General features: G+C 34.7%; 24 protein-coding genes, 1 tRNA gene and 6 pseudogenes. 12 read left to right on the forward strand and 19 right to left on the reverse strand.

From position 1 onward, the window contains the following. Positions 1 to 190 precede the first annotated feature (190 nt). Together uvrA and BVG17_RS06175 are read left to right on the forward strand one after the other, a co-directional pair. Positions 191 to 3004 carry an excinuclease ABC subunit UvrA gene (uvrA, locus tag BVG17_RS06170; protein WP_063631210.1) on the forward strand — a complete coding sequence of 938 codons (2814 nt, stop codon included), beginning with the start codon at positions 191 to 193 and terminating at the stop codon, positions 3002 to 3004. 51 nt (positions 3005 to 3055) lie between these two features. Then, positions 3056 to 3760: a ComF family protein gene (locus tag BVG17_RS06175; RefSeq protein WP_010405036.1), complete on the forward strand. Its 705-nt coding sequence runs from the start codon at positions 3056 to 3058 to the stop codon at positions 3758 to 3760. 166 nt (positions 3761 to 3926) lie between these two features. On the opposite strand, the pseudogene BVG17_RS09665 reads toward BVG17_RS06175, so the two are convergent. Both BVG17_RS09665 and BVG17_RS09225 read right to left on the reverse strand, forming a co-directional pair. After that, positions 3927 to 4156 (reverse strand): annotated as a pseudogene (locus BVG17_RS09665) (transposase); the annotation flags it as partial. Continuing rightward, complete coding sequence (locus tag BVG17_RS09225; protein WP_241654184.1) at positions 4134 to 4394, reverse strand: hypothetical protein; 261 nt, start codon at positions 4392 to 4394, stop codon at positions 4134 to 4136. The pseudogene BVG17_RS09665 and the gene BVG17_RS09225, both read right to left, overlap by 23 nt. A 245-nt stretch (positions 4395 to 4639) precedes the next feature. Here BVG17_RS09225 and BVG17_RS06185 point away from each other — a divergent pair, with 245 nt between their 5' ends. Beyond that, entirely contained in the window at positions 4640 to 5698 is a 1059-nt protein-coding gene (locus tag BVG17_RS06185) for an ankyrin repeat domain-containing protein (protein ID WP_063631211.1), read from the forward strand. Between the two features lie 158 nt (positions 5699 to 5856). On the opposite strand, the pseudogene BVG17_RS06190 reads toward BVG17_RS06185, so the two are convergent. Then, positions 5857 to 7002 (reverse strand): annotated as a pseudogene (locus tag BVG17_RS06190) (IS3 family transposase). Positions 7003 to 7165: 163 nt separating this feature from the next. On the opposite strand from BVG17_RS06190, the gene BVG17_RS06200 reads away from it, so the two are divergent. The 5 genes from BVG17_RS06200 to BVG17_RS06220 all read left to right on the forward strand — a co-directional run bounded on the left by BVG17_RS06200 (position 7166) and on the right by BVG17_RS06220 (position 12415). Next, complete coding sequence (locus BVG17_RS06200) at positions 7166 to 8077, forward strand: hypothetical protein (RefSeq protein ID WP_063631214.1); 912 nt, start codon at positions 7166 to 7168, stop codon at positions 8075 to 8077. Between the two features lie 149 nt (positions 8078 to 8226). After that, a complete protein-coding gene (locus BVG17_RS06205; protein WP_063631215.1) occupies positions 8227 to 9078 on the forward strand; it encodes a hypothetical protein in 852 nt (283 codons plus the stop codon). 301 nt (positions 9079 to 9379) lie between these two features. After that, positions 9380 to 10528 carry a hypothetical protein gene (locus tag BVG17_RS06210; RefSeq protein ID WP_063631216.1) on the forward strand — a complete coding sequence of 383 codons (1149 nt, stop codon included), beginning with the start codon at positions 9380 to 9382 and terminating at the stop codon, positions 10526 to 10528. A 105-nt stretch (positions 10529 to 10633) separates the two neighbouring features. Then, complete coding sequence (locus BVG17_RS06215; protein WP_063631217.1) at positions 10634 to 11458, forward strand: hypothetical protein; 825 nt, start codon at positions 10634 to 10636, stop codon at positions 11456 to 11458. Between the two features lie 120 nt (positions 11459 to 11578). After that, on the forward strand, positions 11579 to 12415 hold the full coding sequence (locus BVG17_RS06220; protein WP_063631218.1) for a hypothetical protein: 837 nt from the start codon (positions 11579 to 11581) through the stop codon (positions 12413 to 12415). Between the two features lie 80 nt (positions 12416 to 12495). On the opposite strand, the gene BVG17_RS06225 is transcribed toward BVG17_RS06220, so the two are convergent. Continuing rightward, entirely contained in the window at positions 12496 to 13083 is a 588-nt protein-coding gene (locus tag BVG17_RS06225; RefSeq protein WP_241654185.1) for an exonuclease domain-containing protein, read from the reverse strand. A 16-nt stretch (positions 13084 to 13099) separates the two neighbouring features. Between BVG17_RS06225 and tnpA (BVG17_RS06230) the strand changes: the two are divergent. Further along, positions 13100 to 13531: pseudogene (tnpA, locus tag BVG17_RS06230) on the forward strand (IS200/IS605 family transposase). Between the two features lie 29 nt (positions 13532 to 13560). On the opposite strand, the pseudogene BVG17_RS06235 reads toward tnpA (BVG17_RS06230), so the two are convergent. The 10 genes and pseudogenes from BVG17_RS06235 to rpsD form a co-directional block, all read right to left on the reverse strand. Beyond that, positions 13561 to 13650: pseudogene (locus tag BVG17_RS06235) on the reverse strand (exonuclease domain-containing protein); the annotation flags it as partial. A 351-nt stretch (positions 13651 to 14001) separates the two neighbouring features. Beyond that, a pseudogene (locus tag BVG17_RS10375) lies at positions 14002 to 14301 on the reverse strand (DNA polymerase III subunit epsilon); the annotation flags it as partial. 167 nt (positions 14302 to 14468) lie between these two features. Then, positions 14469 to 14987 carry a hypothetical protein gene (locus BVG17_RS06240; protein ID WP_006012681.1) on the reverse strand — a complete coding sequence of 173 codons (519 nt, stop codon included), beginning with the start codon at positions 14985 to 14987 and terminating at the stop codon, positions 14469 to 14471. A 98-nt stretch (positions 14988 to 15085) separates the two neighbouring features. Then, positions 15086 to 15949, reverse strand: a complete 864-nt coding sequence (gene lipA, locus BVG17_RS06245) for a lipoyl synthase (RefSeq protein WP_006012683.1) — start codon at positions 15947 to 15949, stop codon at positions 15086 to 15088. Then, positions 15942 to 16256 (reverse strand): 50S ribosomal protein L28, encoded by a 315-nt coding sequence (rpmB, locus tag BVG17_RS06250; RefSeq protein ID WP_006012685.1) that lies wholly within the window; start codon positions 16254 to 16256, stop codon positions 15942 to 15944. Before rpmB ends, lipA begins: the two co-directional genes overlap by 8 nt. Positions 16257 to 16310: 54 nt before the next feature. Next, positions 16311 to 16634, reverse strand: coding sequence for a DUF721 domain-containing protein (locus BVG17_RS06255; protein WP_006012687.1), 324 nt, complete (start codon positions 16632 to 16634; stop codon positions 16311 to 16313). Between the two features lie 62 nt (positions 16635 to 16696). Then, positions 16697 to 17159, reverse strand: a pseudogene (gene tnpA / locus BVG17_RS10505) (IS200/IS605 family transposase). A 275-nt stretch (positions 17160 to 17434) separates the two neighbouring features. Beyond that, positions 17435 to 17629, reverse strand: a complete 195-nt coding sequence (gene iscX, locus BVG17_RS06265) for a Fe-S cluster assembly protein IscX (RefSeq protein WP_006012689.1) — start codon at positions 17627 to 17629, stop codon at positions 17435 to 17437. A gap of 20 nt (positions 17630 to 17649) precedes the next feature. Further along, positions 17650 to 17736, reverse strand: a tRNA-Leu gene (locus tag BVG17_RS06270). A gap of 10 nt (positions 17737 to 17746) precedes the next feature. Beyond that, positions 17747 to 18361 carry a 30S ribosomal protein S4 gene (rpsD, locus tag BVG17_RS06275; protein ID WP_006012690.1) on the reverse strand — a complete coding sequence of 205 codons (615 nt, stop codon included), beginning with the start codon at positions 18359 to 18361 and terminating at the stop codon, positions 17747 to 17749. Between the two features lie 113 nt (positions 18362 to 18474). Here rpsD and tkt point away from each other — a divergent pair, with 113 nt between their 5' ends. Next, positions 18475 to 20439 (forward strand): transketolase, encoded by a 1965-nt coding sequence (tkt, locus tag BVG17_RS06280; RefSeq protein WP_063631221.1) that lies wholly within the window; start codon positions 18475 to 18477, stop codon positions 20437 to 20439. Between the two features lie 5 nt (positions 20440 to 20444). Here tkt and BVG17_RS06285 read toward each other — a convergent pair whose 3' ends face one another. Continuing rightward, complete coding sequence (locus BVG17_RS06285) at positions 20445 to 20918, reverse strand: hypothetical protein (RefSeq protein ID WP_241654187.1); 474 nt, start codon at positions 20916 to 20918, stop codon at positions 20445 to 20447. A 316-nt stretch (positions 20919 to 21234) separates the two neighbouring features. Here BVG17_RS06285 and BVG17_RS10005 point away from each other — a divergent pair, with 316 nt between their 5' ends. Then, positions 21235 to 21366 (forward strand): hypothetical protein, encoded by a 132-nt coding sequence (locus BVG17_RS10005; RefSeq protein ID WP_255447030.1) that lies wholly within the window; start codon positions 21235 to 21237, stop codon positions 21364 to 21366. 34 nt (positions 21367 to 21400) lie between these two features. Next, positions 21401 to 22642 carry a group II intron reverse transcriptase/maturase gene (gene ltrA, locus BVG17_RS06290; RefSeq protein WP_143688863.1) on the forward strand — a complete coding sequence of 414 codons (1242 nt, stop codon included), beginning with the start codon at positions 21401 to 21403 and terminating at the stop codon, positions 22640 to 22642. Positions 22643 to 22670: 28 nt separating this feature from the next. On the opposite strand, the gene BVG17_RS06295 is transcribed toward ltrA, so the two are convergent. The 4 genes from BVG17_RS06295 to BVG17_RS06310 form a co-directional block, all read right to left on the reverse strand. Then, positions 22671 to 23897, reverse strand: coding sequence for a recombinase family protein (locus BVG17_RS06295; protein WP_241654188.1), 1227 nt, complete (start codon positions 23895 to 23897; stop codon positions 22671 to 22673). Continuing rightward, a complete protein-coding gene (locus tag BVG17_RS06300; protein WP_241654189.1) occupies positions 23806 to 24024 on the reverse strand; it encodes a hypothetical protein in 219 nt (72 codons plus the stop codon). The genes BVG17_RS06295 and BVG17_RS06300 overlap by 92 nt, the downstream gene beginning before the upstream one ends. Before the next feature lie 163 nt (positions 24025 to 24187). Beyond that, on the reverse strand, positions 24188 to 24658 hold the full coding sequence (locus tag BVG17_RS06305) for an ankyrin repeat domain-containing protein (protein WP_143688864.1): 471 nt from the start codon (positions 24656 to 24658) through the stop codon (positions 24188 to 24190). A 31-nt stretch (positions 24659 to 24689) separates the two neighbouring features. After that, positions 24690 to 25409 carry an ankyrin repeat domain-containing protein gene (locus BVG17_RS06310; RefSeq protein ID WP_143688865.1) on the reverse strand — a complete coding sequence of 240 codons (720 nt, stop codon included), beginning with the start codon at positions 25407 to 25409 and terminating at the stop codon, positions 24690 to 24692. Positions 25410 to 25532: the final 123 nt, after the last annotated feature.

Genomic DNA, 25532 nt, shown 5'->3' on the forward strand with positions numbered 1-25532 from the left:
GAAAACATACTTTTATGACACCATTTGTTGTACGAACTAACTTGGCGAAAACAGATGTTTATATAGTTGTGTGGCAAAATGTTTTGCACTAGTTGTGCTATCTCGTTTTCCGTAATAGTTGAAAAAATTAGTAGAAAGTTGTTGTAAGTTTATGTATTTTGAGGCTGTAATGGTCAAAGGTACATGAAGTATGATCAGAGTTAAAGGTGCAAGAGAGCATAATTTGCAGGGTATTGATGTCGATATACCAAAAAATAAGTTAGTTGTTATAACTGGACTAAGTGGTTCTGGTAAGTCTAGCCTCGCATTCGATACGATTTATGCAGAAGGCCAACGCCGATACGTCGAAAGTCTATCGGCTTATGCACGTCAATTTCTTAATATTCAAGATAAACCAGATGTTGAGTCAATCACAGGCCTCTCTCCTGCAATATCAATTAATCAAAAGTCGATCTCAAAAAATCCAAGATCAACTGTTGGAACCGTTACTGAAATTTACGATTATGTACGTTTGATATATGCACGAGTGGGAATACCTTATTCGCCTGTAACTGGGTTGCCAATAACGAAACAGGCTGTATCTCAAATTGTAGATACTATTATAGCATTACCTTTAGAAACTAAAATATATATACTTGCTCCTATTGTGCGTGGCAGAAAAGGAGAGCACTTCAAAGAGATATTGGAAATTAAAAAGCAGGGTTACGTGAGACTAAAAATAGATGGTGAAACATACAATATAGATGACTTGCCTAAACTCGATAAAAACAAGAAACATGATATTTTTGTTATTGCAGATAGAATCTCCATATCAGATGATATAGGAAATCGACTACCAAGCAGTGTAGAATCAGCATTGAGGCTGGGCCATGGCTTAATGTATGCAGAAATAGTGAACTTACCTGATAACCACAGTTCCGAGTATAAAAATGGTCAAACTTTAACTTTCTCAGAGAATTTTGCATGTCCTGAGTCTGGCTTTACTCTTGAAGAAATAGAGCCAAGATTGTTTTCTTTTAACAGCCCCTACGGTGCATGCAGTTCATGCAATGGGCTCGGTAAAAAACTAAGTGTTGATGCAAAGCTAATAGTGCCAGATGAAACGCTCTCGATATCTGAAGGTGCTTTAAAGCCAATTGGATCAATATTCCGTCAAGTGCATACAAACTATGGATTGCTAAAAAATGCAATTCTATCACTGGCTGAAAATTACAAATTTAGCCTTGATGTTCCGTGGAAGAATATAGACCAAAAAGTGAAGGATTTAATACTTTTTGGCTCTAGAGAAATGAAATTTCAAGGTTTGGTCAGTACCCTAGAACGCCAGATGGATTACGATGCATCACTTATTGATAGGTATTGTTCTGTTACTGACTGCAAAGAATGTTCTGGCTATAGATTGAGAAAAGAAGCACTTACAGTGAAAATTGACGAAAAACATATAGGTGAAATATCAAGGCTCAGCATCGATGAATCCCTTAAGTGGTTTGGAAATTTATCAGACAGACTTACAGAACAACAAAGGCAAATTTCAAATAAAATATTAAACGAAATAATCAAAAGGCTGACATTTTTAAAGAATGTAGGGCTAAATTACCTTACACTTGACCGTGAATCTAGCACTCTCTCTGGTGGTGAAAGCCAGAGGATCAGGCTTGCTTCGCAAATTGGCTCTGGTTTAACAGGAGTGCTATACGTGCTTGACGAACCCTCAATTGGCCTTCATCAATGTGATAATGATCGATTAATTGCCACACTTAAAAATCTGAGAGACATGGGTAATACTGTGATTGTTGTTGAACATGATGAAGACACAATAATGGCTGCTGATTATGTGATTGATATTGGTCCTGGAGCTGGTGTAAACGGAGGAAAAGTTGTTGCAGAAGGAACACCAGATCAGGTACAAAAAAATTCAGGGAGCATGACAGGACAGTATTTAAGTGGAAAGAAGGAAATTTCAATTTCAAAAAGAAGAAAGCAAACAACTCAGTTCATAAAGGTAGTTAATGCTTGTGAGAACAACTTAAAAAATATAAATGTTGAATTTCCTATAGGGAATTTTATTTGTGTTACTGGAATATCAGGAGGAGGGAAATCAAGTTTAGTGATAGAAACATTATATAAATACTCAGCACACAAGATAAATCATTCATCTGCAAGGCATGGTCAATGCGACAAAATAGAAGGCCTTGAGTATATAGATAAAATTATAGAAGTTGATCAATCGCCAATTGGTAGGACCCCAGCATCAAATCCAGCAACATATGTTGGTATGTTTACTCACATCAGAAATTGGTTTGCAGGTCTCCCAGAGTCGAAGGCACGAGGTTACAATATAGGCCGATTTTCATTTAATACCAAGGGAGGAAGATGTGAAGCTTGTAAAGGTGATGGGCATTTAAAGATCGAGATGCATTTCCTACCGGACGTTTATGTGAAATGTGAGCAATGTAGAGGACAGAGGTATAACCGAGAAACATTGGAAGTTACTTACAAGGGAAAATCAATTTCTGATGTGCTTGATATGACAATAGATCAAGCATGTGACTTTTTTGAAAATCTTCCAATGATAAAGGAAAAGTTGATTTCTTTACAGGAAGTAGGGCTTGGCTATATAACGCTTGGACAGTCGTCAACAACGTTGTCCGGGGGTGAAGCACAACGAATAAAGCTGTCTAAGGAACTATCAAAGCGATTTACCGGGAAAACATTGTATATTCTCGATGAGCCAACAACTGGGTTACATTTTGAAGATGTAAATAATTTACTGAAAATACTCCATAGGCTAGTTGATTTAGGAAATACTGTTATAGTTATTGAGCACAATTTACATGTTATAAAAACTGCTGATTACATAATAGATATTGGTCCAGAGGGTGGAGTAAAAGGTGGCGAAGTGGTTGCTGTAGGAACTCCAGAAAAAGTTGCACAGACTCCAAAAAGTGTTACAGGCAAGTATCTTAAAACATATTTATTGGATCAAGTATCGACTATTTCTTAATAATTGGGTTATGAGGAGCATTTTAAAAGGTATACCTAACATATTTAATTCATGAATCTTCTCTTATTAAAAAAAGCTACAGATCTCATATTTCCAAACGTATGCGTAAGTTGTGAACGTATAATTGATAAAAGTTATGATTTATGTAGTGAATGCAATAAAAAAATCAATTTTTTAACTAAGCATTACTGTAATGTTTGTGGTGTAGTAATTCCAGATAACATTGATACATGTGGTAAATGCATCAGTAACCCTTCACCATTTAAAGTATTAAGATCAGTTTTTGCTTATGATGAACATAGCAAAAATATGATTATAAATTTTAAATTTTTTGATAATTTAAATTATGTGAAAGTCTATGCAAAGTGGATGTACAAAGCTAACAAAGACATGTTTCAAAATGCAGAGGTCATAGTTCCCATACCGCTACATAAAATACGCTTATTTAAACGTAAATATAATCAAGCAGCATTGCTCGCGAAGGAATTAAGTAAGTTATCTAATTTATCTTATACACCATTTGCAATAAAACGTATTCGTCACACCAAACCTCAAGCTGGTCTTTCACTTAAACAGCGTGAAAAAAATTTGAAAAATACTTTTAAAGTAAGTAACAGCGAAATTATCAAAAACAAAATCGTGATATTGGTTGATGATGTAGTAACAACTGGCGCAACCGCAAGGTCTTGCTCTCAGGAAATTTTAAACTCTGGTGCAAGAGAAGTGAGAGTGCTATCGCTTGCAAGAACTGTATGAAAATCAGCTTTAAGGTATAATTTTCATTTTTGAAAACTGTTTAGTGTCTTAGTACTAACTTCTGTATCATTCCTCTTAAAAAAAAGTCTAGTTATAGTGTATACGGAGTCTATAATTATAGCTCTTTTTCTAATAGTTCGAATAGCTGGATATTCTTTCTGGCTCAATTTTTTATAACAAACCAATGGTTTGATTAAAATCAGGAGAATATGGAGGCAGATATATAACTTCAGCACTGACACTTTTCACAAATTCACTTATTTTTATGAAAAGTTGCATTATCCAAAATCACCCAGCAAAAAGCTTGAACTAGCTATTAAAAACGTCTGTATCGCAATGGCCTTCAAAAATCATAGGCGCCATAATTTTTCCCTTATTCAAAGCTGCAATCATATTTGTGAATACTCACTGCATTCAGAAAAAAATAGGTACATGCTAGTGTAATAGCACTGGATGTAATAGTTGGAACAAGTAAAAAAGCCTCTATTAGTTTTCTTATAGAGCTGGCTGGTTTAATGCTGTTATTATTCAATGATGCAAAATAATTTTCACTAAGGTTGGCCATCCATTTTGCGCCAGATAAGACCCTCTCACTATTTTTTTTAGATAAGTTGACTTGTATTTGCTTTCCCATGTTTATAATTATGCTAATAATAAATATGATAAGATCAATATAAATTTTTTACTTCCGTGTTTTTTCTATTGTTGTTTATAATGACTATAGTTACATCACATATTTCTTCCAATTAAATGTATCAGTTATTTATTGTAAATCACTGACTTTTTCAATGGTTTCTTTTTCTAAATAATTCCTAAAAATGTGTTTACTTTTGTTTGTAATTGTGTAGTAACTGCATCGTAAAGTTATAGGAGGTAAAGATGAATTTTGAAAATCTGAAAAAAATATTAAGTGCAATTGATAAAGATGAAAGTGTAAATAAAGATAACGTAATTAATAAAATAAAAGAGGTATTGCGAAGGGAAGATACAATAGCGTATCAAGAGTGGGAAAATAAAAATTTTAGTATAAATCATACATTCATCCAAAGTGATCCTGATGCCGAATTTACATTATTAATTGTAGCTGCAGCAGCTGGCTGTAAGGATTTAGTGAATGTTTTATTAGATAGGCATGCGGATGTTCATGTAGAAGATGAAAATAGAGAGACTGCTTTGCATCATGCCGTTTATAGTAGATGTGTAGGTGCAGTAAATGCTCTACTAAAGAGAGGTGCGGATGTTAATGTAAAAGACAGAAGTGGTAGTACTCCTTTGCATTATGCTACTATATATAAATTCATAGATGTAGTAAATGTTCTACTAAAAACAGGTGCAGATATTAATGTAAAAGACAGAAGTGGTAGTACTCCTTTGCATTATGCTACTTTAAGTAAGCATGTAGAGGTAGTAGATGCTCTATTAGCTGAAGGCGCAAGTGTTCATGTAAAAGATGGAAATGGTAGTACTCCTTTGCATTATGCTGCTAAAAATGGCTATTTAGAGATAGTAGATGCTCTACTAGACAGAGGTGCAGATGTTTATGAAAAAGATAGTTTGCAGAAAACTCCTTTGTATTATGCCATTATAAATCACCAAGAAGATACGGTAGAGAGTATAAAAGGGTTTTTAAAAAATAAAGTAGTTCAAGGTAGTGTAGTTGTTGGTGGCTTAGTTGCCATGTTAGGGAATTTTGTAACATCGACGCTTTTTATAACCGAGACAATGGAAATTACATTAACGTCTGTTATGGTAGCAATAGCTGTATCTGCATCAACAGCATTAACATCTGGTTATGCTAAATATCTAATGTCAAAATTCGATAACGAAATAAAAGAAATAAAAGAGCGACAAGACGTAATGGAAGGGAGGCAAAGCTTAACAGAAGGGTGGCAAAATGTAGGTCTACAAAGCATACGTATACATAACGCTCTTTCGTAAATTTTTGCTTCCGCACTTCTTTAGTGTTGCTTATAATAACTATAGATTTAGATCTTAATTAGAGGCTTTAACTACCTACTTTAAGTTATTGAATTTCTTATCATAGCATCTATCTGACCTTACCCAGAAAAAGTAGACAGAAAGTTAAGACGTTTTTGCTATGAGAATGATGAATCAAAAAGCTCAGGAATGCAATAGTTAATAGTAGAATGTCTACGCTGTTTATTATAAAAAATTTCTATATATTCAAATATTGCGGTTTTAGCTTGTTGTGCAGAGTGTTGTGAAGTATCAATGAGTAACTCTCTCTTAAGTGAACTAAAAAAGCTCTCTGAAACAGCATTATCATAACAACAACCTTTGTGACTCATACTAGAAGTAATATTTTTTGTACTTAGTAAAAATTGATAATTTTTAGAGGTGTATTGCGATCCTTGATCGCTATGAAATAGTAGATTTTTAGGAGATTTGCGCCTACCAATAGCCATGAATAACGCATCTATAACTAATTGCCTATTTACTGCATTACTCATTGACCACCCAATCACCATGCGTGAATATAAATCTATTATTGCTGCCAAATATAACCATCCTTCATTAGTTTTTATGTACGTAATATCAGTTACCCATATCTTGTTAGGTTGATCAGCGATGAAATTCTGATTTAATATGTTAGGAGTTATAACTCTATTGTCTATTTGTGGTTTTTTACTTTTAAACTTTCGTCTAAGCTTAGCTTGAATGCCATTTTTCTGCATAATATTTTGCACTGTTTTGATGTTATAATTTTTACCTAAAGCCTTTAATTCAGCGTGAATTTTAGGAGCTCCGTATCTGCATTGTGATGATCGATATACCTTCTGAATATCTTGTATGAGCTCTTCTCTTATTGATTTTTTGTTGTTTTTTTCCTTAGTAATCCATTTATAATAACCACAAGCAGATACGTTCAAAAATCTGCATAATTCCCGTATTTTATAGCAGTTTTCATGTTCTTTTATAAAAGAATATTTTACTCTTTTTGGTTTGCAAAATATCCCAGGGCTTTTTTTAAAATGTCTCTTTCCCTCGTTACTCTTGCCAGCTCTTTCTTTAAATCAAACTTTTCTTTGTCACAATGAGCTACTTTCCCCTTTCCTGGAAACGCATCTACTCCAGACATTCTATCATTGTATGTTTTTACCCATCTGCTTACCGCTAATACCCAAATCTCTTGCTATTTTTGCTGATGATTGACCTGTTTCTTTTACTAGTCTTATAGCTTCAATTTTGAATTCTGCTGTATATTCTTTTCTTTTTGTCATACCACACCTCTTTGAAAAAACGTTTTATTTTACTTCAAAAACGTCTTAACTTTCTGTCTACTTTTTCTGGGTAAGGTCAGTCAACGGTCCTGGATTCAAAGAAAATCAAATAGATGATTTAAAATGTAAACTGAAAGAATTTGAAGGAGTACATGTTATAGACTTGCATCAGTATGACTGGAGCGAAATAGATCAAGGATGGAAGATAGATGGTGAAGATATTAGCATAAAGGATTTCTTTAAGAATATGTATAATATGTCAGAGGAGCAAAGGATGTATTTTGCCGTTGAAATAGATACCTTTAGATTGATTGCTCTGTCACTCTTAAAGCAGTTTACGGAACATGAGGGTGGAATATATATAGACTTTGATTCTTTAAAAGCCATTGACACTCATATAGGGAAGGATATAACAATCCCTGAGGGAATATTGTTAGGGGCTGTCTTGGTAATACCTGACCCGAATAGTGGAAGAATTATTCAAATAGCCTTAAATAATGATCTAATTGCAATAAGTGATACAAGCGTAGCAGTTGGTATTTTATCTGAGTATAAAGATAAAATATTAAGTCAAAAAGAAATGTGCCGTGATATAAAACAACGTTTACCATTGTTAATAGATGAACTATTGGATAAAGAGTTTGCGAAGCTGAGAGAAAAGAAAGAAATTGCAGAGGAACAAATAGAAATAATTGAGGGAGAGACAAAAAAAACAACCAAAGAAGGGGTAAACAGATACGTAAATGATCTTGAAAATAGAGGAATAGTAGCGTTGTATGATACGCAACCACAAAATTTTCAATATCTTAATTCATCATATCTTGGTTGTTCTTCAACAGGTTTTAACTTAGGTCACGTACACATTCAAAAGGTAGTTACTAAAGGACTGATTGGTGAAGAAGTTAGCAGATATAAGTTATTTACTTTTGGAGGGAACAATGGTAATTATGTTTTTAAGCAAGAGAGCGACCTATCCTGGATGAAGGGAAAAGATCTATACCGTGAACGAGTAGATAATAAGCTGGAAGGAGCAGAAGTAGACAGGGTAGCAATGGGAGAGCTATCACTTATATAGCATTGATTAAAGAACTTTCTATTTCAAGAATAGAAAGTTCTTTAAAGCAGAGGCTGTAAACTTTAACTTATGACGGAAACAAAGATTCTAAATAATTGACAATTAATAGAGTATTTGCTAACATTAATATAAATAACGTGTAATATAATATGTCAAAAAAAGTAGTTAATACATTGAAATCTGAAATAAAAAAGTTCAAATATGCTGATTTCAAAGCTAAAACTAAGGATGAAGTAATTTCTGGTGAGGGAACATATACGGATCTTAATAGAATGGACATTACTATTAATGGTAAATCGATCAATCAAAAGTTTATCATAGATTTGTACTCAAAACACAAAAATCTAATTCTGCAAGATGAAAACGGAAAAAAGGATTATCGTCTACTTCTTAAAGAAGTTTTTAGAGAGATGTTTATGCATGCTGATGCAACGGTTCCCAATTCATCTATTATTGAAGAGTTGATAGATAATTATTATCAAGGTGGATATACTTTTCCCGCTGCTTTTATTATGAATCAAATACTTAATTCGTTAAAATTGTGCACAATGGGTGGCGGCTCAACAAACAAGCAATATATGAGTTGTTACCAACCCGATTGTCTAAAACTTAATTTCAGTATGAAATATACAAATATGTGCGACATTGACATGTATAATGAGGTAACGTGTGATTTATCCAGTTCAGTAGAATTTAAACTGAAATGTCAGAATGAAAATGTGACATATGAAGATGGTAAAGTGTTGCTTACAATTCCTAAAGAGTTAGAAGCTTACAAAGCTGGTGATGACAGTCTGCTTGATAAGCTTACTGATATTATTAATAAGCTTGTTGAATATTTAAAAAAGCTCTGTGAGAAATTGGGCTTTAAGTTTGATACAAAAATAGAGTACAATTCTGAGCGTAATATAAACATAGAGTACAACCTTGGCAAGCCACTGCAGGTGATAGATGAACCAGATGTATATGCCGTCAATGGCTTAAAGTGCAAAGCACAATAAAAGTATTTGTTTAGGGGAATGAGGACTCCCTTTACTGTCATTCAAGTAGCTAACACTGGGGTCCAGAGCAGGCAATAAGAATTGGTTACGTGCTGGAATGACAAGGAAGGAAGTGCTGGTTTGAAATTAAATTTTCTGGATTTTAGTGTCATGCATTGACCCTATAGTTTTCTTTTCTCGTCTAACTCACTCTGCTGAACGGATGCCAATAAAATTGGCTGCTTTTAAAAGAATACGAAAGCAATTGGTTGAATTTTTTTACTAATGTTTTATTATGCTGTGAATGTTGTGAGGTAAAACAATGACCGGTAATGTAAAAAAATTATCAAATGAAGCGCCAATAATACTAACATGGGTGCCAAGAGTACATGGTGCATCTTTACCAGATGGTAAAAACAGTGACCTTAATTACTTAGATATAATAAAAAATCATAAATTAAAAAATAAAGAGGAGAGGGACATATATTTGGTTATCAATGGTCCTGGATTCAAAGAAAATCAAATAGATGATTTAAAGCGTGAACTGAAAGGAATGGAAGGAGTGCATGTTGTAGATTTACACCAATACGACTGGAGCGAAATAGATACAGGATGGAAGATAGATGGTGAAGACATTAGCATAAAGGATTTCTTTAAGAATATGTATAATATGTCAGAGGAGCAAAGGATGTATTTTGCTGTTGAAATAAATACCTTTAGATTGATTGCTCTTGCTCTTTCAGAAAAAATGACAGGAGAGAAAGGTGCAATATATATAGACTTTGATTCTTTAAAAGCCATTAATACTCATATAGGGAAGGATATAACAATTCCTGAGGGAATTTTATTAGGGCAAATTACTGCACATGTTCGTCAAGAGACCGGTAAAATTATTAAAACGGATTTAAATAATGACCTGATTGCAGTAAGTTGTCCACGTATAGCGATTAATATTTTATCTCAATATAAAAGAGAAATACTGAGTCAAGAAAAAATGTGCTATGAGTTGGTAGAACGTTTATCTCGGTTTATGCAAAGAGAAGAATCACAATTTTTTACCACATGTAAAAGATTGGAAGAAGAACAGCTGTGGGATGATGAGACGAAGAGATTAGTGAGAGTTATTAAATACGGATTAAAGAAGATAGAGTGTACAATAGGTGATCTCAAAAATGGTGAGATAAGAAAATTATATGAGCCACGGGTGTTAAGGTATATGCAACATCGTGAAGTAAGTATGAATTTGGGTCAATTTTATACTGTAGAAGTAATTCGTAGTGAATTAATTGGTCAAGATGAAAGTAAACTGAAGCTGTTTTACTTCGAAGAGAACAATGGCAATTACGTTTATATAATAGATAGTGACCTATCTTGGGCGAGAAGAGCAAACTTATACCATAAGCAGGTAAAAAGTGAGTTAGAAAAAGTACAAGTAGATCAGATGGAATTGGAAAATCTATCGTTAGAGTAATCAAGTGTAAACCGGAAAGTAACTCAGGTTACAGTTGATAGTCTATATTATTAAAAGGTTAATAATTATATGTGTATTATAGTATAAGAGCTATTAATAGTATATATGTCAAAAAAAATGATTAATGAGTTGAAAGCTAAGGTGAAGGAGAGAGGATATGCTGATTTGAAGTCTACAGAAAGTTCTGATTATAGAACATATAAGGATTTGGATATGGACTTCAATAGTGAATATGAATTTGTTTGTGACCTTGTTATTAATGGGAAGGTAATAACTAATGATTTCATTAAAAATTTATATTTAAAACATAAAAATCTCATTACAGAAGATAAGGACAAAAAAGGGAGTTATCGTCTATTTCTTAAGCAAATCTTCACAGAAGTATTTGTACACGCCGGTGCAGCAGTTCCAAATGACTCTATTATGGAAGAATTGATAACTTATTATAACAGGTCTGGGTACAAGCAATTCTTTTCTTCTCAAAGTCAAGCACTTCGTTTTTTTGGATTGTGCATGTATTCATTTCACTATTTAATTCCTTCTTACAGAGAAAGGACCTATATAAGTTGTGAAGATCCAAATTGTCTGAAGTTCAGTTTTAGTGTAAATGATGGCATATATAACGATAATAAAATCTTAGTATGTGATTTACAAAACTCAGTGGAGTTTAAACTAAAATGTGAAGGTGAAAATGTGAAGTATGAAGAAGGTAGGGTGTCTCTTACTATTCCTAAGGAGCTGAAAAACTACAAAGCAAATAATAAGAATTTGTTTGACGTTATTATTGAGTATTTTCAGAAATTTTGCGAAAAATTTGGATTTCACTTTTTTGAGGAAAAATTTGAGCATAATCTGGATAAGCCACTTGGAGTATTAAGTAATATAAATACATCCCAAGATAAGAATCTAAACTTGAAGAATTTAAAATAAGATATTGAAATCTCTGCTTTTTTTAATAAGGTGGGTATAATAAAAAGTAAATCAAGTTTTACAGAAAACCTTTACTTATGATGAAAAGTACGTAATACGTATATAATATAAGATTGTGATATGTCAAAAAAAATAGTTAACGCATTGAAATCTGAAGTAAAAAAGCTCAAGTATTCTGATTTAAAATCTATACCAATGAAATCAGGTGGTTGGAGTAGCATAAACTCTGGTTACAACACATATATTGACCTTGGTAGATCACACAACCTTACTATTAATGAGAAAGAAGTGCCTAATGAGCTTATTGAGAAGCTATATTCAAAACATAAAGATCTCATTTTAGAAGATGAGAATGGAAGAAAGAACTATAGTCCATTTCTTAAGCAAATTTTCATAAAAATATTTGAATATGCTGGTGCAGAAGTTCCGAGTGACTCTATCATGGAAGAATTGATAACTAACTATCATCAAGAAGGGTATAATCATTTTCTGTTTCTTCATATATTAAAGGCTCTTTCTCCATTTGGCTTGCTTGTGTTAGATTCTAGCATAACAATAACTTATAGTATGGATTGCCGTGACTCCAATTGTCTAAAATTTAATTTTAGCATGGATTGTATAAAGGTGTGCAGCAGTGATCTTGTTAATGATATTAAAACACCAGGTTTTTGCAGTTCAGTAGAATTTAAACTAAAATGTAAGGGTCGAAATGTAACATATGAAGATGGTAAAGTGCTTATTACTATTCCGAAAGAGCTGAAAAATCATAAAGCAAGTGGTAGAAATTTTTTTGATATTGTTACTGAACGTTTTCAAGAATTTTGTGAGAATTTAGGATGTAATTTTGAGACAAAAGTGGAACATAGCCTAGATAAACCACTTACAGTATTAAAAGATGCAAATACATCCCATGATAAGAATTTAAGCTTGAACCAACAGTTAAGTAATTCAAGATAAGATATTGAGATTCGCATTTTTAAAGCTAGAAAACATATTCATTGAGAGAATAATTTCGCTACTGAAAGCAAAAGGCGTTTTTACAATCTTCTATCTACTACTCCCTCATGAACAGATACGTTTAACTGCTCACTAACTTCTTCATTACTTGGCAAGTGTCCTCTAAGAGATAAGTTACGTACTGCATGCTGACATCGATCCAAAGGAGTTTGTAATCGCTCAACATATACTTTTGCTAGCAACTCAGCATCAATTAGCGCTCCATGCAGCTCCCTACTCTCTAGTGATATACCAAAACGCTCACACAATGCACTTAAAGAAGCCGGTGGTCCAAATTTCTTTCTTGCAAGCGGTAATGTATCTAACACTCTGTCTGAAGAGATTAATTTGGCATTCAGTTTACCAAGTTCCATGTTCAAAAATTTAATGTCAAATCCAGCATTGCGAATTACCAAAGTATCGCTAGATATAAAATTAAGAAATTCAGATGCAATCTCTGAAAATAGTGGCTTATCCTTTAGAAATTCTTCGCTGATACCGTGAACTTTAAATGCACCTTTGTCTATGCTCCTTTCTGGGTTGATGTATCGATGGAATACTTTGCCTGTTGGAATATGATTAATTAGTGTCCCCCTTCGGGGATTGTCTCGCCTTGAGGCGAAGGACAAGTTATAATAGTCGCGTATGCGACGTTATGGGTATAATGCACACTCTAAGTACGATATGAAAGTACACTTGGTATGGATTCCCAAATATCGCAAAAGGGTGCTAATAGGCCAAATTGGTGTTAGAGTTAGGGAGCTGCTAAGGCAGGTTACTATGGAAAATGAGATCCAAATTATCTCAGGCAAAGTTGCAGTAGATCATATTCATATGTTTATATCATATAAACCACAGCAAAGTGTTAGTAAAATTGTACAACTTTTGAAAGGAACAAGTTCAAGGTTGCTGATGCAAGATTTTGCAAGTCTAAGAAAGCACTTTTGGGCAGGCACCTTTGGGCACGTGGATATTTAGCCGTAAGTTCTGGTACAATCACAGACGAGGTTATACAAGAGTACATATCTACCCGAGGAAGGCGAGCCACTTCATGACAATGATCATTCAAATGATTGAATTAACCACCCTTCACCTTGTAGGTGATGGTTGTTGAGTTCTACACACCCTATTTCGATAATTCGATGGCTATTGACATCAAGACCTGTAGTTTCAGTGTCAAGTACTATTTCACGCAGCCCATCTTGTTTGGAAAGTTCTATACTTAACCTACTACTAGGATCTGACTGACTATTGGCAGCTTGTATCGCTTTTTTTCTTTTAGCTACTAATTTTTTTGTAGCACCTTCACCATCTTTTACTCTAGAGTGTCCAGGCGCTTCGTTTATTGAGCTTTTTTTTATACTATCAAGGATAACTTCTTTATCATTTAAGAATTTTTTACCGTTACCTTCTACATAAAGTGAGGTGAGATTTTTGAGTGCTATATCTCCTCCATAGTGGTGGCGCCACACTCCAACAATGTTGTTGTTTTCTACATTTAATAAAGTAAGATTTGGGAGACGTTTGCTGCCAATCAAAAATGCAAAACCTCTGTCTCCAATGTTGTTATTACTTATTTCAAGTAAAGTAAGGTTTGGTAGATTGCCTTGACCTATATACCCTGCACCTTCAAAACCAAGTTTATTGTTCCTTAGAGTAAGCGAAGTAAGATGTGTAAGTTTACCTAACTCTTTTATATCTTTAGAATCAACCTCTACATTTATTAAATTAAGCTCTTTAATGTCTTTTTTACTCTGTAGAAAGTTTGCTAGCTCTTTTACATTAATCTTAGTATTTATATCTGATATTGTTAAAGCTTGATTATGTACATATTCGCTAAAATCCACCTTACCCTCTGTTAATATACTATGTAAATATTTTAACTGGCATCTCAGTAGCTGTCAATTGCTTATATAAGATCTTAAACAGCTGGTTTAGGTGCTGTAAAATTCATACTTTTTGTGATCAGCTAGTAAAAAGTCAAGCCTAGGGCAACTCACTAAGCTTTTCTGATTTATTGTGATACAGTTCTTGAGTTTTTTTCTTCCTTTACAAAAGAATCTGTTACTAAATCCTTTAAAGTTTTACCAGGCTTTTCTAGCAATTCAGGTTTAAGTAAATACTCAAGTTCATATATTGCTGCTGTAATTACTGTAGCAGCTAAAGCTGCAATTAAAAATGGTGACCTTATTTCTTCTGTTATGAGTATTAAAGTTATTAAACCTCCTAGCAGCCCAATTACTGGTGGAACAATAATTGCTGCACCTCTTTCCCATAATTGTGTTTTCTGTACTTGCTCTCGTATTAACAGAAAATATGGTGGAGGTGCTGAGTACTGCCCTCGAGTCCAATTCTTTTTTTTGCTCTGTTTCTTTTCTTTGTGTCGTTTACACTTTCCTTTTTTTCCTTCAAGTGGAATTTCTTTAACTTGGACTTGCTGACAAAATGTGACCTTTTTTTTTGGCTTTATTTTGTCAGAAATAGAAGATTTTGATAACTCAGTGTAGTCAACTTTTTCGTTAGAACCACCCATAACTTTTTCGCTTCATCAATACCTATATTAAATTATATTCTAAATAAAGTCAAGATATTAATTACTATATTAAACTGTGCTCTGAAAAAATTAAGATATTAACTACAAGCCTTGAGCCTGTTAAAATCTTCTTCAGCGTGATATGATGAACGGGTTAATGGACTTGATGCAACTACCAAGAAGCCTTTAGAATAAGCAATATATTTATAATGCTCAAACTCTTCTGGAGTAACATATCTATCAATTTTTGCATGCTTTGGAGTTGGTTGCAGATATTGACCAATTGTAATGAAATCAACTTCGGCGCTACGTAAATCATCCATAACCTGAAAGATTTCTTCTTTTGTTTCTCCAAGACCAACCATAAGCCCTGACTTCGTGAAAAGTTTAGAATTAATCTGTTTCACCATCTTTAGCAAATATAGTGAATGAAAATAACGAGCTCTTGGTCTTATTTTTGCATACAGCCTTGGTACTGTTTCGATGTTGTGGTTATAAACATCAGGTGATGCAATAGCTATTGCTTCAAACGCTCCTTTCTTATTTACAAAATCAGGAGTGAGGATCTCTATTGTTGTTTCCGAAGTTATCTTTCTAATTTCTTCTATACACCTTATAAACTGATTTGCACCACCATCTGGTAAATCGTCACGGTCAACAGAGGTAATGACAACGTGCTTTAAATTTAACTTTTTTATTGCTTTTGCTAAATTTTCTGGTTCATGAGGATCGAGCTTATCAGGAATGCCAGTTGCAACGTTGCAAAACGCACAAGCACGAGTACAAACAGAACCCAGAATCATCACAGTAGCATGACGTTTATTCCAACATTCACCAATATTTGGACACGCAGCTTCTTCGCATACTGTATGTAAGTTATGTAGCTTAACAGTGTTTAAGGTTTCATTGAATATTTTACCAGCTGGAGCTTTTGCTCTGAGCCATGTAGGCTTACTATGCATTTGAAACAGCTAGCTCTACCTCTTGTTTTGCTAAAACTTTCTTTAATCTTCTTTTTATCTTTTGCGCTTCTTTACTTAGTTTAATTGTTTTTGTGTTGAGCAAGAAAGCATCAAGATCACCTTTGTAATCTATAGTTCTTAAAGTTCTTGTCGCTATACGAAAGCTAAACTTTTTGTCTAATATATTACTCGTCAATGTAACTTTATGTAAATTTAAGAGAAAGGTACGCTTTGTTTTACGATTTGAATGCGATACCTTATTACCAAAAGACTTTTTTCTATTTGTTAACTCACAAATTCTACTCACTTCAATATACCAATTTATCCTATGTAACTAGGTTAACCTTATATAGTTAAATAGTCAACTCCCTTGCTTGATTTTTATACCGTATACTGCTTTATAGCCAAAAAACACTGTAATTTTTTCTATTACAAGAGAAACCATATGCTGCATTTCTAATGCTTTACTGCCATTTGTTACTAACAGATGCAGAACACCAGAATTTACGTTTTGTGCGTATGAGATCTTTTGTGGTTTTGTACATTCTGCTAATTCCTCTCCAACTATACTTTTCCAGTTTAAAATAAGACGTATTTCATTTTTGCTGATCTTATTTTTCATGCATTTTAATGCATAGTTTTCTATTATAGATTTTAATTTCTTTGGCCCGCTATATTTAAACATCTTTCCAGTGCTTAAAATTAAATTATATTACAACTTTCTTATACAAAAAACTACAACAACCATCACCTACAAGGTGAAGGGTTAAATTTACAATCAATTTGAAATTGATCATTGTCATGAAGTGGCTCGCCTTCCTGGGTAGATATGTACTCTTGTATAACCTCGTCTGTGATTGTACCAGAACTTACGGCTAAATATCCACGTGCCCAAAGGTGCCTGCCCCAAAACGTGCTTTCTTAGACTTGCAAAATCTTGCATCAGCAACCTTGAACTTGTTCCTTTCAAAAGTTGTACAATTTTACTAACACTTTGCTGTGGTTTATATGATATAAACATATGAATATGATCTACTGCAACTTTGCCTGAGATAATTTGGATCTCATTTTCCATAGTAACCTGCCTTAGCAGCTCCCTAACTCTAACACCAATTTGGCCTATTAGCACCCTTTTGCGATATTTGGGAATCCATACCAAGTGTACTTTCATATCGTACTTAGAGTGTGCATTATACCCATAACGTCGCATACGCGACTATTATAACCTTGTCTTCGCCTCAAGGCGAGACAATCCCCGAAGGGGGACACTAACTTATTGTTTTCATAATCCTCGGCCTCACACATAAAAAGCAGTATTTGTATATCTAGCATTTGCCAGAATTTTGTGTTTCCTACCTTGTAATCATTTTTAATTTTAATTTGTTAAATTATTATGAAGCTAATTAAAATTCGAGTAAAGTATAGTATTTCCAAGAAGATTATCTTTTTACTGTATGCAGTAATTTTCTTATAGCTATCTGTTTTTTAAGATCTTTCTGCAATCCAAGCTGCTTGAATGGCCTCTAATATTTTTTCATTACAATACTTTTCATCATCATCAAACTCTTCTAAATCCAAGACTTTTCTTTTAAGTTCAGTGAATCTAATACTAATTATATCTTCATTTGGAAATTTCTCTTCTAGAGCTTCTCCAATATCTTCTATATCAAGCCATTTCATACTTTTTTAATAAATTAAACTGGTGCCCATGGGGAGACTTGAACTCCCAAGGTCGCAAAACCCACGGATTTTAAGTCCGCTGCGTCTACCGATTCCGCCACACGGGCCTTATGTTGTTTATCTAGAGTAAAATTCTACTACTAAATTGACTTCCATGTCTGCTGAATAGGGGACTTCGGAATATTGAGGCGCTCTCAAATACTTCACTGAAAGTGCTTTGCTGTCTGCCTCTAAATAATCTGGAGCCTTACGTTCTTGTTTTTGTTCAGCCTCTATTAATATAGGAATTTTTGCTGCTCTTTCCCTTATTTTTACTATATCACCAGGCTTCACTCTATAACTTGATATGTTAACCACCTTATCATTAACTGTAACATGTTTATGAGATATAAGCTGTTTTGCCGAGTAAATTGTTGGCACAAAACCAGAGTGATATAAAACAGAACTTAACCTTGATTCTAAGGCACCAATAAAATTATCAGCCGTATAACCTTTTCTTTTGTAGGCATCTAAGAATGTACGTCTAAGCTGCTTACTTGAAATTGCATAGTAGAACTTAAATTTCTTATGTGCAGCAAACTGCTTACCAAAATCAGATAACTTCTTAAATCCAAGAATACCATGCTGACCTGGAGGGTATTTTCTTTTATTGACCGAATCTTTTGCTCTACCCCATAAGTTTACACCAAGCCTGCGACTGATTCTATACTTTCTATTGATAACAGTTGTCATACAAAAATTCTCACAATCTAACTATAAATTATTAATGATTTTAACATTAAGTGTCAACTTGTTTTTGCCACTATGATATAGTATACTTCACTTTTAAGTTTTCCTATTAATACATGAATCATCTACTACTAAAATCCATGGCAAATGCTGTCCGCTTTTTATCAATTGATGCGGTACAAAAAGCAAATTCTGGACACCCAGGTATGCCACTTGGCATGGCAGATGTTGCCACTGTATTATTTGCTAAATATCTAAACCATAACCCTGATAATTCTAAATGGATCAGTAGAGATCGTTTCGTCCTATCAAATGGTCACGGTTCGATGCTGCAATACTCTATATTATATCTGACAGGCTACATTGGTATAGATGAACTAAAAAACTTCAGGCAACTTACATCAAAAACTCCAGGTCACCCAGAATTTGGCTTGACTTCTGGTATAGAAGCAACAACAGGCCCGCTTGGTCAGGGATTTGCCACTGCTGTTGGCATGGCACTTGCTGAATCGATTCTTGAAAAGCAGTTTGAAATCAGTCACTACACTTACGTAATGCTAGGAGATGGTTGTCTTATGGAAGGTATAAGCCATGAAGCGGCGTCGCTTGCTGGGCATCTTAAATTAAATAAGCTGATAGCACTTTTTGACGACAATGACATCTCTATAGACGGCTCTACTAGCCTCTCTTGCTCTGATGATGTAGAAAAGCGTTTTTCAGCGTATGGATGGAATGTTGACAAAATCGATGGGCATGACTTTGATGCTATATCCCTTGCAATAGAGCAGGCGCAAAAGTCTGATAAACCTACACTAATCTGTTGCAAAACTATTATCGGAAAATTTTCGAGCCGTGCTGGCACATCTTCTGCTCATAGTGGTGCCTTTACAGAGGAAGATGTAAAACAGATGAGAGAAAAATTAAATTGGAACTATGAACCATTTCATGTACCAGAAGATGTGAGAAACGCTTGGATAGAAACAGTTAAGAGGGCAAAGCAAAACTATACATCCTTGATCAATGAAGAACTACAAAGAAGACTTGAGAAACGTTTGCCGAATAACATCGAGAGTGATTTGGCTAACCTGAAGAAACAAATATGTGAGCTCATGCCAAACGAAGCTACTCGATCTTCTTTCGGCAAAGTAATGGAACTATTGACTAAGTCTATGCCAGAACTAATTGGTGGCTCTGCTGATCTTACCGGTTCAAATTGTACTAAATATAAGCACATGCAGGCAATAGATAGTAATAATTATGATGGTTCTTATGTCCACTATGGAGTGAGAGAGCACGCTATGGCAGCTTGTATGAATGGTATGGCTCTTCATGGTGGAATTATTCCTTATGGTGGAACTTTTTTAGTATTTTCCGATTATTGCCGACCTGCTATACGTCTTTCAGCTTTGATGAAACAGCAGGTTATATATGTAATGACTCATGACTCAATTGGAGTAGGTGAGGATGGTCCAACTCACCAGCCAATAGAGCATTTAGCTTCTCTGAGAGCTATACCAAATCTGTATGTTTTTAGGCCAGCAGATGCAATTGAAACTTTGGAGTGCATTAGCATTGCATTGGAAAAGAAAGAATCTCCATCATTGTTTGCACTTTCAAGGCAAAATATCAATTATATGAACTCTGGTGCTGAAAAATTGGCCAACCTATCAAAATTTGGTGCATATATACTATGCGAATATTCAGGGAAGCTAGAAGTGACGATATTTGCTACCGGATCTGAAGTTGAAATTGCAGTTGAGGCAAGAGAAAAATTACAGGAAAAAGGTGTAGGAACAAGGGTCATTTCTATGCCGTGTTGGAGGCTTTTTGACGAGCAAAGTGATGAATATAAAGGGGTAATATTAAATAATGACAGTATTAAAGTTGCAATTGAAGCTGGAAGTGAAATAGGTTGGCATAGATATATAGGTTCAAACGGTATATTTATTGGCATGAAAAATTTTGGAGAATCAGCACCTTATGAAGCTCTTTATAAGCATTTTAATATTAGCGCTGATTATGTAGTAAAATGTGTTTGTGAAAACGCTTTTTATCATTCCACTGCGCATAAAATTACTTAATGCACTCAGCAAGTGCCGTTATTATGACGTCCAGTACAATGTTGCAAATTAAAAATCTCTCCACCCTGTGCTGGTTCTTCGATTCTAAACGCCACTTCTACCTGGTCATAACCAATTTGAATTCGTTCTACTAATGCTTTAATGATGCCACGCTTAGTTTGCCAATCTAGCTGTTCCAAATTAGATTTTACACTGGAATAAAGACTCTTTATACTGTTGATGATAAGGTTCATTCCCTTCTCTATTGCTTTTTGATCAGCTACCTTTTTCTTCTCTTCTTCTATCCCTCTTAAGCGTTCCCTCATTCTTTTCATCGTCTGTTTAAATTCTTCCTTACTTATATATCCTTTATCTCCTACATTTTCTTGACTATAATAGTCTTCCATTAACTTTTCGATGCCTTGTTTTATTTGATTTTCCCTTCTTGCAAACTTCTTATCTGATGATTCATGTGTGCCGTAGAAACAAAAGCTACGCAATAGATGAGGGTGGGCCCCTCGGAGCCGGTTTACAAGAGCAGGCTTCAAACAACCATAAGCTGCTTTGGTAAAGAGCCAAGGTAGTGAGCGTTATGGAAAAGGCGCAATTATGCGTCATGTGTGAAACAGAGAGATGAACGTAAGTGAACCATTGAGAAAGTGTCGAAAGGATTTGAAGATGTCAAAACCAGGGACTATGAGTTGACCTGGGAAGAATCTATCGGGAGCTTGTTTACTGGATAGATGGCATCCGGCATAGAGATGGCATGAAGCTGTTTTAGGCTATTGTGTGGAACTACGGGAACCTGTCATTTCGATGATAAGGGAAAAGTTCAAGGAGCTGATCTCTGAGGATGAAAGTACCGATGCGGAAAACAGGGGCGGACCAGCTCGTAGTAGTAAGGAAATTTCTGTAATGGAAATGGAGCGAAGGGGCTGGATTATTTAGTTTTAATTATTTATCAACCGAAAGGGAGGAGTTAATGAATAAAACAAAGTCTTTTGATATACCAAAGCAACTTATTTGGAGAGCTTATAAACAAGTATCGAAAAATAAAGGAGCTGCTGGTGTAGATGATATTTCGATAACAAAGTTTCAAGAGAATCTAAAAGATAATCTGTATAAATTATGGAATCGAATGTCATCCGGAAGTTATTTTCCGGAGTCTGTAAAGACTGTTGCAATACCAAAAGGTACTGAAGGAGGACAAAGAATTTTAGGCATTCCTTCAGTATTTGATAGGATAGCGCAAACAGCCGTTACAATGTATCTTGAACCGTTAGTAGAACCGTATTTTCATAAAGATTCATATGGTTATAGACCAAACAAATCTGCACTGGATGCGGTAGAAACGGCACGAAAAAGATGCTGGTGGTATGACTGGACGATAGATCTTGACATATCAGGATTTTTCGACAATTTGGACCACGAGTTAGCATTGCAAGCTATCAAAAAGTATACAGACTGTAAATGGGTCATACTATACGTTGAAAGGTGGATGAAATCCCCTATACAACTTGCAGATGGCAGTAAGGTAGTTAGGGATAAGGGAGTTCCGCAAGGAGGTTCAGTTAGCCCAATCATTTCAAACATATTTATGCATCATGCATTTGATGAGTGGATGAGACAAAAACACCCAACAATACCATTTGAGAGGTATGTAGATGATGTGATAGTGCACTGCAAAACTAAGAAGCAGGCAGATTTTATGCGAATAGTAATTAAGGAAAGACTGGCACAATTTAAGCTAAGGTTGCATCCTGAAAAGACGCAAATTGTGTACTGTAAGGATGATAGTAGGAAAGGTGAGTTTTCAGCTCAAAGTTTTGATTTTCTAGGATATACGTTTAGACCTAGACTAGCAAAGAACAATAAGCTAACAGTCTCATTTTTACCGGCAATTAGCAATAAAGCCAAGAAAAAGATTACTAAAACGATAAGGTCGTGGAGAATACACCGGATTGTATATACAACACTGGAGGAGATATCGAAGAAGATAGATCCAATAGTCAGAGGCTGGTTTCAGTACTATGGCAGGTTTTATAAATCAGAGATGTATCCATCTCTCAGGAATATAGAGAGATACCTAATAAAATGGGCCAGGACAAAATATAAGAGACTTCGAAAACACGGAAGACTAGCAAGGCAATTTCTAGGAAAAGTGAGAAAGAGGTCTCCAAATATTTTCCATCATTGGACGCTTGGGTTAGGGTCAAAAGGCTAAATAATGGAAGCTGTATAAACCGAGAGGTTTACGTGCAGTTTTGCGAGAGACTGGTGGGGAAGTTCCGCCGGTCTACTCTCCCATTTTTATTTTCTGCAATTCTACGGTGATACTCATTTTTTATTATCTCTGGGTTTTTTAGTAAATTTTTCACCTTTTCCCATATAGCTGTTTCTAACATATCTGTACGGACCAATTTATTAGTACACTTCTCCCTACCATCAGTAATACGTATAGTACTACTACAGCGATAATAGCTAAACTTCTTTCCCTCAACTCCACATTGTGCACCACTATACGCATATCCACAGTTTTGACACACAACTAGACCTTGTAATAGATATTTCTTTTTTCCTCCCTCTCTCTGTATCCTTGCTCTTTTTCTATTTTCATCCAGTTGCTTTTGTACTTTATTAAATAACCCTTCATCAACTATTTTTGGTACTGGTATATAAATCCAGCTGTCCTCATCTGTGCGACAGATAGAAACCTTTTGTTTATTTCTTTCTCTTCTTTCAACCCTCTTTAATTTACCAAACGCTGCTTGTCCTTTATATGCTGGATTTCTTAATAACTTCCAAATTATTATTGGACACCACACCTTCTTTCCAGTTCTTGTTCTAATTGACTTATCTCTTAGTCTACGTACCACTTCCCTTATACTTATTCTCTCTTGCCCTACCCACATGAACATCTGCTTTACTATTTTTGCTTCCTCTTCATTTATTTCAAACTTTGTCTTTTCTCTATCTACATGCTTTATACGATTATAACCAAAAGGTGCAATGCCAATTACACTTACACAGCCTTTTTTTGCTCTATGGAGTTTTCCCCTACGACTACGTTCCATAATCTTTGTACACTCATATTCTGCCACTAATCCTTGCATTCCTAATAACAATTTAGACTCTGGATTATTTTCAGTCTTATGATTTAAGAATATTACTTCTACTCCTGCTTTTTCAAATTCATCAAGTAATATCATTTGATGTGCAGATTTTCTTGATAGTCGGTCAGGTGAATGAATATAAATTTTATCAATTTGATCTTCTCCTACTTTATCACGTAATGCATCTAAACCTTCACGTTCTAAACTCCACCCACTAAGCCCATCATCCTTAAATTCATACTCATTCAATAACTCATGCTTATCTGCAGCAATTCTATGCTTGAGCTCGGCAATTTGACTCTCTATTGTATTGTTCTGCGCTTGACTCTTCGATGAAACTCTTGCATATAAGGCCACTGTTATCATTTTTCTTTATCTCCTTTTCATTGTTTTTTTTTACCGCATACCTTAATAACAGCTCATAGGCGTCTGCTAGATGTTGTTCCGCTAATTCATCTGGCTCGTATCGGCAAGTTAATGTTCTTTTTCTCATAGTTTCTCCTGCAAATGTTTTTGTAGTGCAAGGAGCCTTACCACTCCTTTTTTCCATCAATCCATTTACTCTTATGAAAAAGACCAGCTTTTATCAGCTACAGCCTTCAAATTTGGTCTAGCCCTTCCTTTGCCAACTGCTGTTGCGCTTTCTGATACGACTCTTATTTTTTTAACAAACTTTCCATTTTCTCTGTTTCTTTCTTCAATACTTCAGTTACTTCTTTACTATTTTTCGCATAATCTATTGCTGTCATCCCACATTCATCCTCTTGCTCTATTTCTCCTCCAGCTTTCACTAGCTCCTCGACTATTTCTTTTTCACCTACCATACACGCAAGGTGTAGAGGTATGCATTTATTTCCATATTCCTCAGCATTTACTTCTGCTCCTGATTTTATCAATTCTCTCACGATTTCTAGACGTTTCTCCGTTACCGCTAGGTGCAGTGCTGTATATCCTCCTACATCTGCTGCATTTACATTCACTCCTTTTTCAACTAATAACCTCACTGTTTTTGCGTTTATTGCATAATGCAGAGCTGTTCTTTCCTTCTTGTCTCTTTCATAAATATTTTCATATGAGTTCTCTAATAATTCTTTTGCTGACTTATTAAATTTGCCAAACTTTAACATAATTTACCTCACCTTTTCTTTGACCTTTTTTTTAAGCTTTCCTTCTCACCACCTCATCTATCATTTCGTTTACTTGGCTCATTATCTCGCTTGCTAAATTTTTACATTCTTCCTTTATTAGTGACTTATCTTTCTTCCTTATTTCTCCTATCTCTATTATTTTTAGCTCCGGCATGTAGCTTCCATTCAACATGTCTGCTATTTCTCCCACTAGCCCCTCTATTCCATAACACGTCAGTTCTCTACTTTTTGTTATTCCTCCTTGTTCTCTCAGAAACTTACTCGCCTTTTCATTCTCTTCGCTATTCCATGAACAATACTTTTCACTTTCCCAGATGTAATACATTGGTGTTGCGCCATATTTATTCAGTTGATTAACCTCAGCCCCTGCCTTTACCAGCTCTTTTATTATTTCAACTCCTGCTCCTCCCATTTTACACGCAGAGTGGAGTGGCGTACATCCAGTGACATATTGAGTGGCATTTACTTCTGCTCCTTCCCTTAGCAGCACTTTTACATTTTCTAAGCTTTTTGCGAATACTGCACAGTGCAGAGGTGTATAACCATTTTTATCTCTTGCATTAACCTCTGCTCCTCTTTTTATTAATAACCTCACTGTTTTGTAATCGGAGATTTCTACTGCTTGATGTAATATCGTCTCTCCTTCTTCATTTCTTTTATTAATGTTTTTACTTGATACTTCTTTAAAAAACTTACTAAAAGATTCTCTCTTTTCTTTGCTAAACTTCATACTTACCTCACAAAACTAGCTTTTCTAGCGTTAGATAAATTTCTTATATTTACCTGCTGCTATTCAAGTCATGTCTGTTTTAGCATAAAAAAGCAAGTCCTTTTCTTTTTATTTCATATACTT

The organism is Wolbachia endosymbiont of Laodelphax striatellus (assembly GCF_007115015.1).
Lineage (GTDB): Bacteria > Pseudomonadota > Alphaproteobacteria > Rickettsiales > Anaplasmataceae > Wolbachia.

Coding starts and splice junctions, on each gene's coding strand:
- uvrA (WP_063631210.1), top strand. CDS start 191: ATGATCAGAGTTAAAGGTGCAAGAGAGCATAATTTGCAGGGTATTGAT.
- BVG17_RS06175 (WP_010405036.1), top strand. CDS start 3,056: ATGAATCTTCTCTTATTAAAAAAAGCTACAGATCTCATATTTCCAAAC.
- BVG17_RS09225 (WP_241654184.1), bottom strand. CDS start 4,394: ATGGGAAAGCAAATACAAGTCAACTTATCTAAAAAAAATAGTGAGAGG.
- BVG17_RS06185 (WP_063631211.1), top strand. CDS start 4,640: ATGAATTTTGAAAATCTGAAAAAAATATTAAGTGCAATTGATAAAGAT.
- BVG17_RS06205 (WP_063631215.1), top strand. CDS start 8,227: ATGTCAAAAAAAGTAGTTAATACATTGAAATCTGAAATAAAAAAGTTC.
- BVG17_RS06210 (WP_063631216.1), top strand. CDS start 9,380: ATGACCGGTAATGTAAAAAAATTATCAAATGAAGCGCCAATAATACTA.
- BVG17_RS06215 (WP_063631217.1), top strand. CDS start 10,634: ATGTCAAAAAAAATGATTAATGAGTTGAAAGCTAAGGTGAAGGAGAGA.
- BVG17_RS06220 (WP_063631218.1), top strand. CDS start 11,579: ATGTCAAAAAAAATAGTTAACGCATTGAAATCTGAAGTAAAAAAGCTC.
- BVG17_RS06240 (WP_006012681.1), bottom strand. CDS start 14,987: ATGGGTGGTTCTAACGAAAAAGTTGACTACACTGAGTTATCAAAATCT.
- lipA (WP_006012683.1), bottom strand. CDS start 15,949: ATGCATAGTAAGCCTACATGGCTCAGAGCAAAAGCTCCAGCTGGTAAA.
- BVG17_RS06255 (WP_006012687.1), bottom strand. CDS start 16,634: ATGTTTAAATATAGCGGGCCAAAGAAATTAAAATCTATAATAGAAAAC.
- iscX (WP_006012689.1), bottom strand. CDS start 17,629: ATGAAATGGCTTGATATAGAAGATATTGGAGAAGCTCTAGAAGAGAAA.
- rpsD (WP_006012690.1), bottom strand. CDS start 18,361: ATGACAACTGTTATCAATAGAAAGTATAGAATCAGTCGCAGGCTTGGT.
- tkt (WP_063631221.1), top strand. CDS start 18,475: ATGAATCATCTACTACTAAAATCCATGGCAAATGCTGTCCGCTTTTTA.
- BVG17_RS10005 (WP_255447030.1), top strand. CDS start 21,235: ATGATAAGGGAAAAGTTCAAGGAGCTGATCTCTGAGGATGAAAGTACC.
- ltrA (WP_143688863.1), top strand. CDS start 21,401: ATGAATAAAACAAAGTCTTTTGATATACCAAAGCAACTTATTTGGAGA.
- BVG17_RS06295 (WP_241654188.1), bottom strand. CDS start 23,897: ATGATAACAGTGGCCTTATATGCAAGAGTTTCATCGAAGAGTCAAGCG.
- BVG17_RS06300 (WP_241654189.1), bottom strand. CDS start 24,024: ATGAGAAAAAGAACATTAACTTGCCGATACGAGCCAGATGAATTAGCG.
- BVG17_RS06305 (WP_143688864.1), bottom strand. CDS start 24,658: ATGTTAAAGTTTGGCAAATTTAATAAGTCAGCAAAAGAATTATTAGAG.
- BVG17_RS06310 (WP_143688865.1), bottom strand. CDS start 25,409: ATGAAGTTTAGCAAAGAAAAGAGAGAATCTTTTAGTAAGTTTTTTAAA.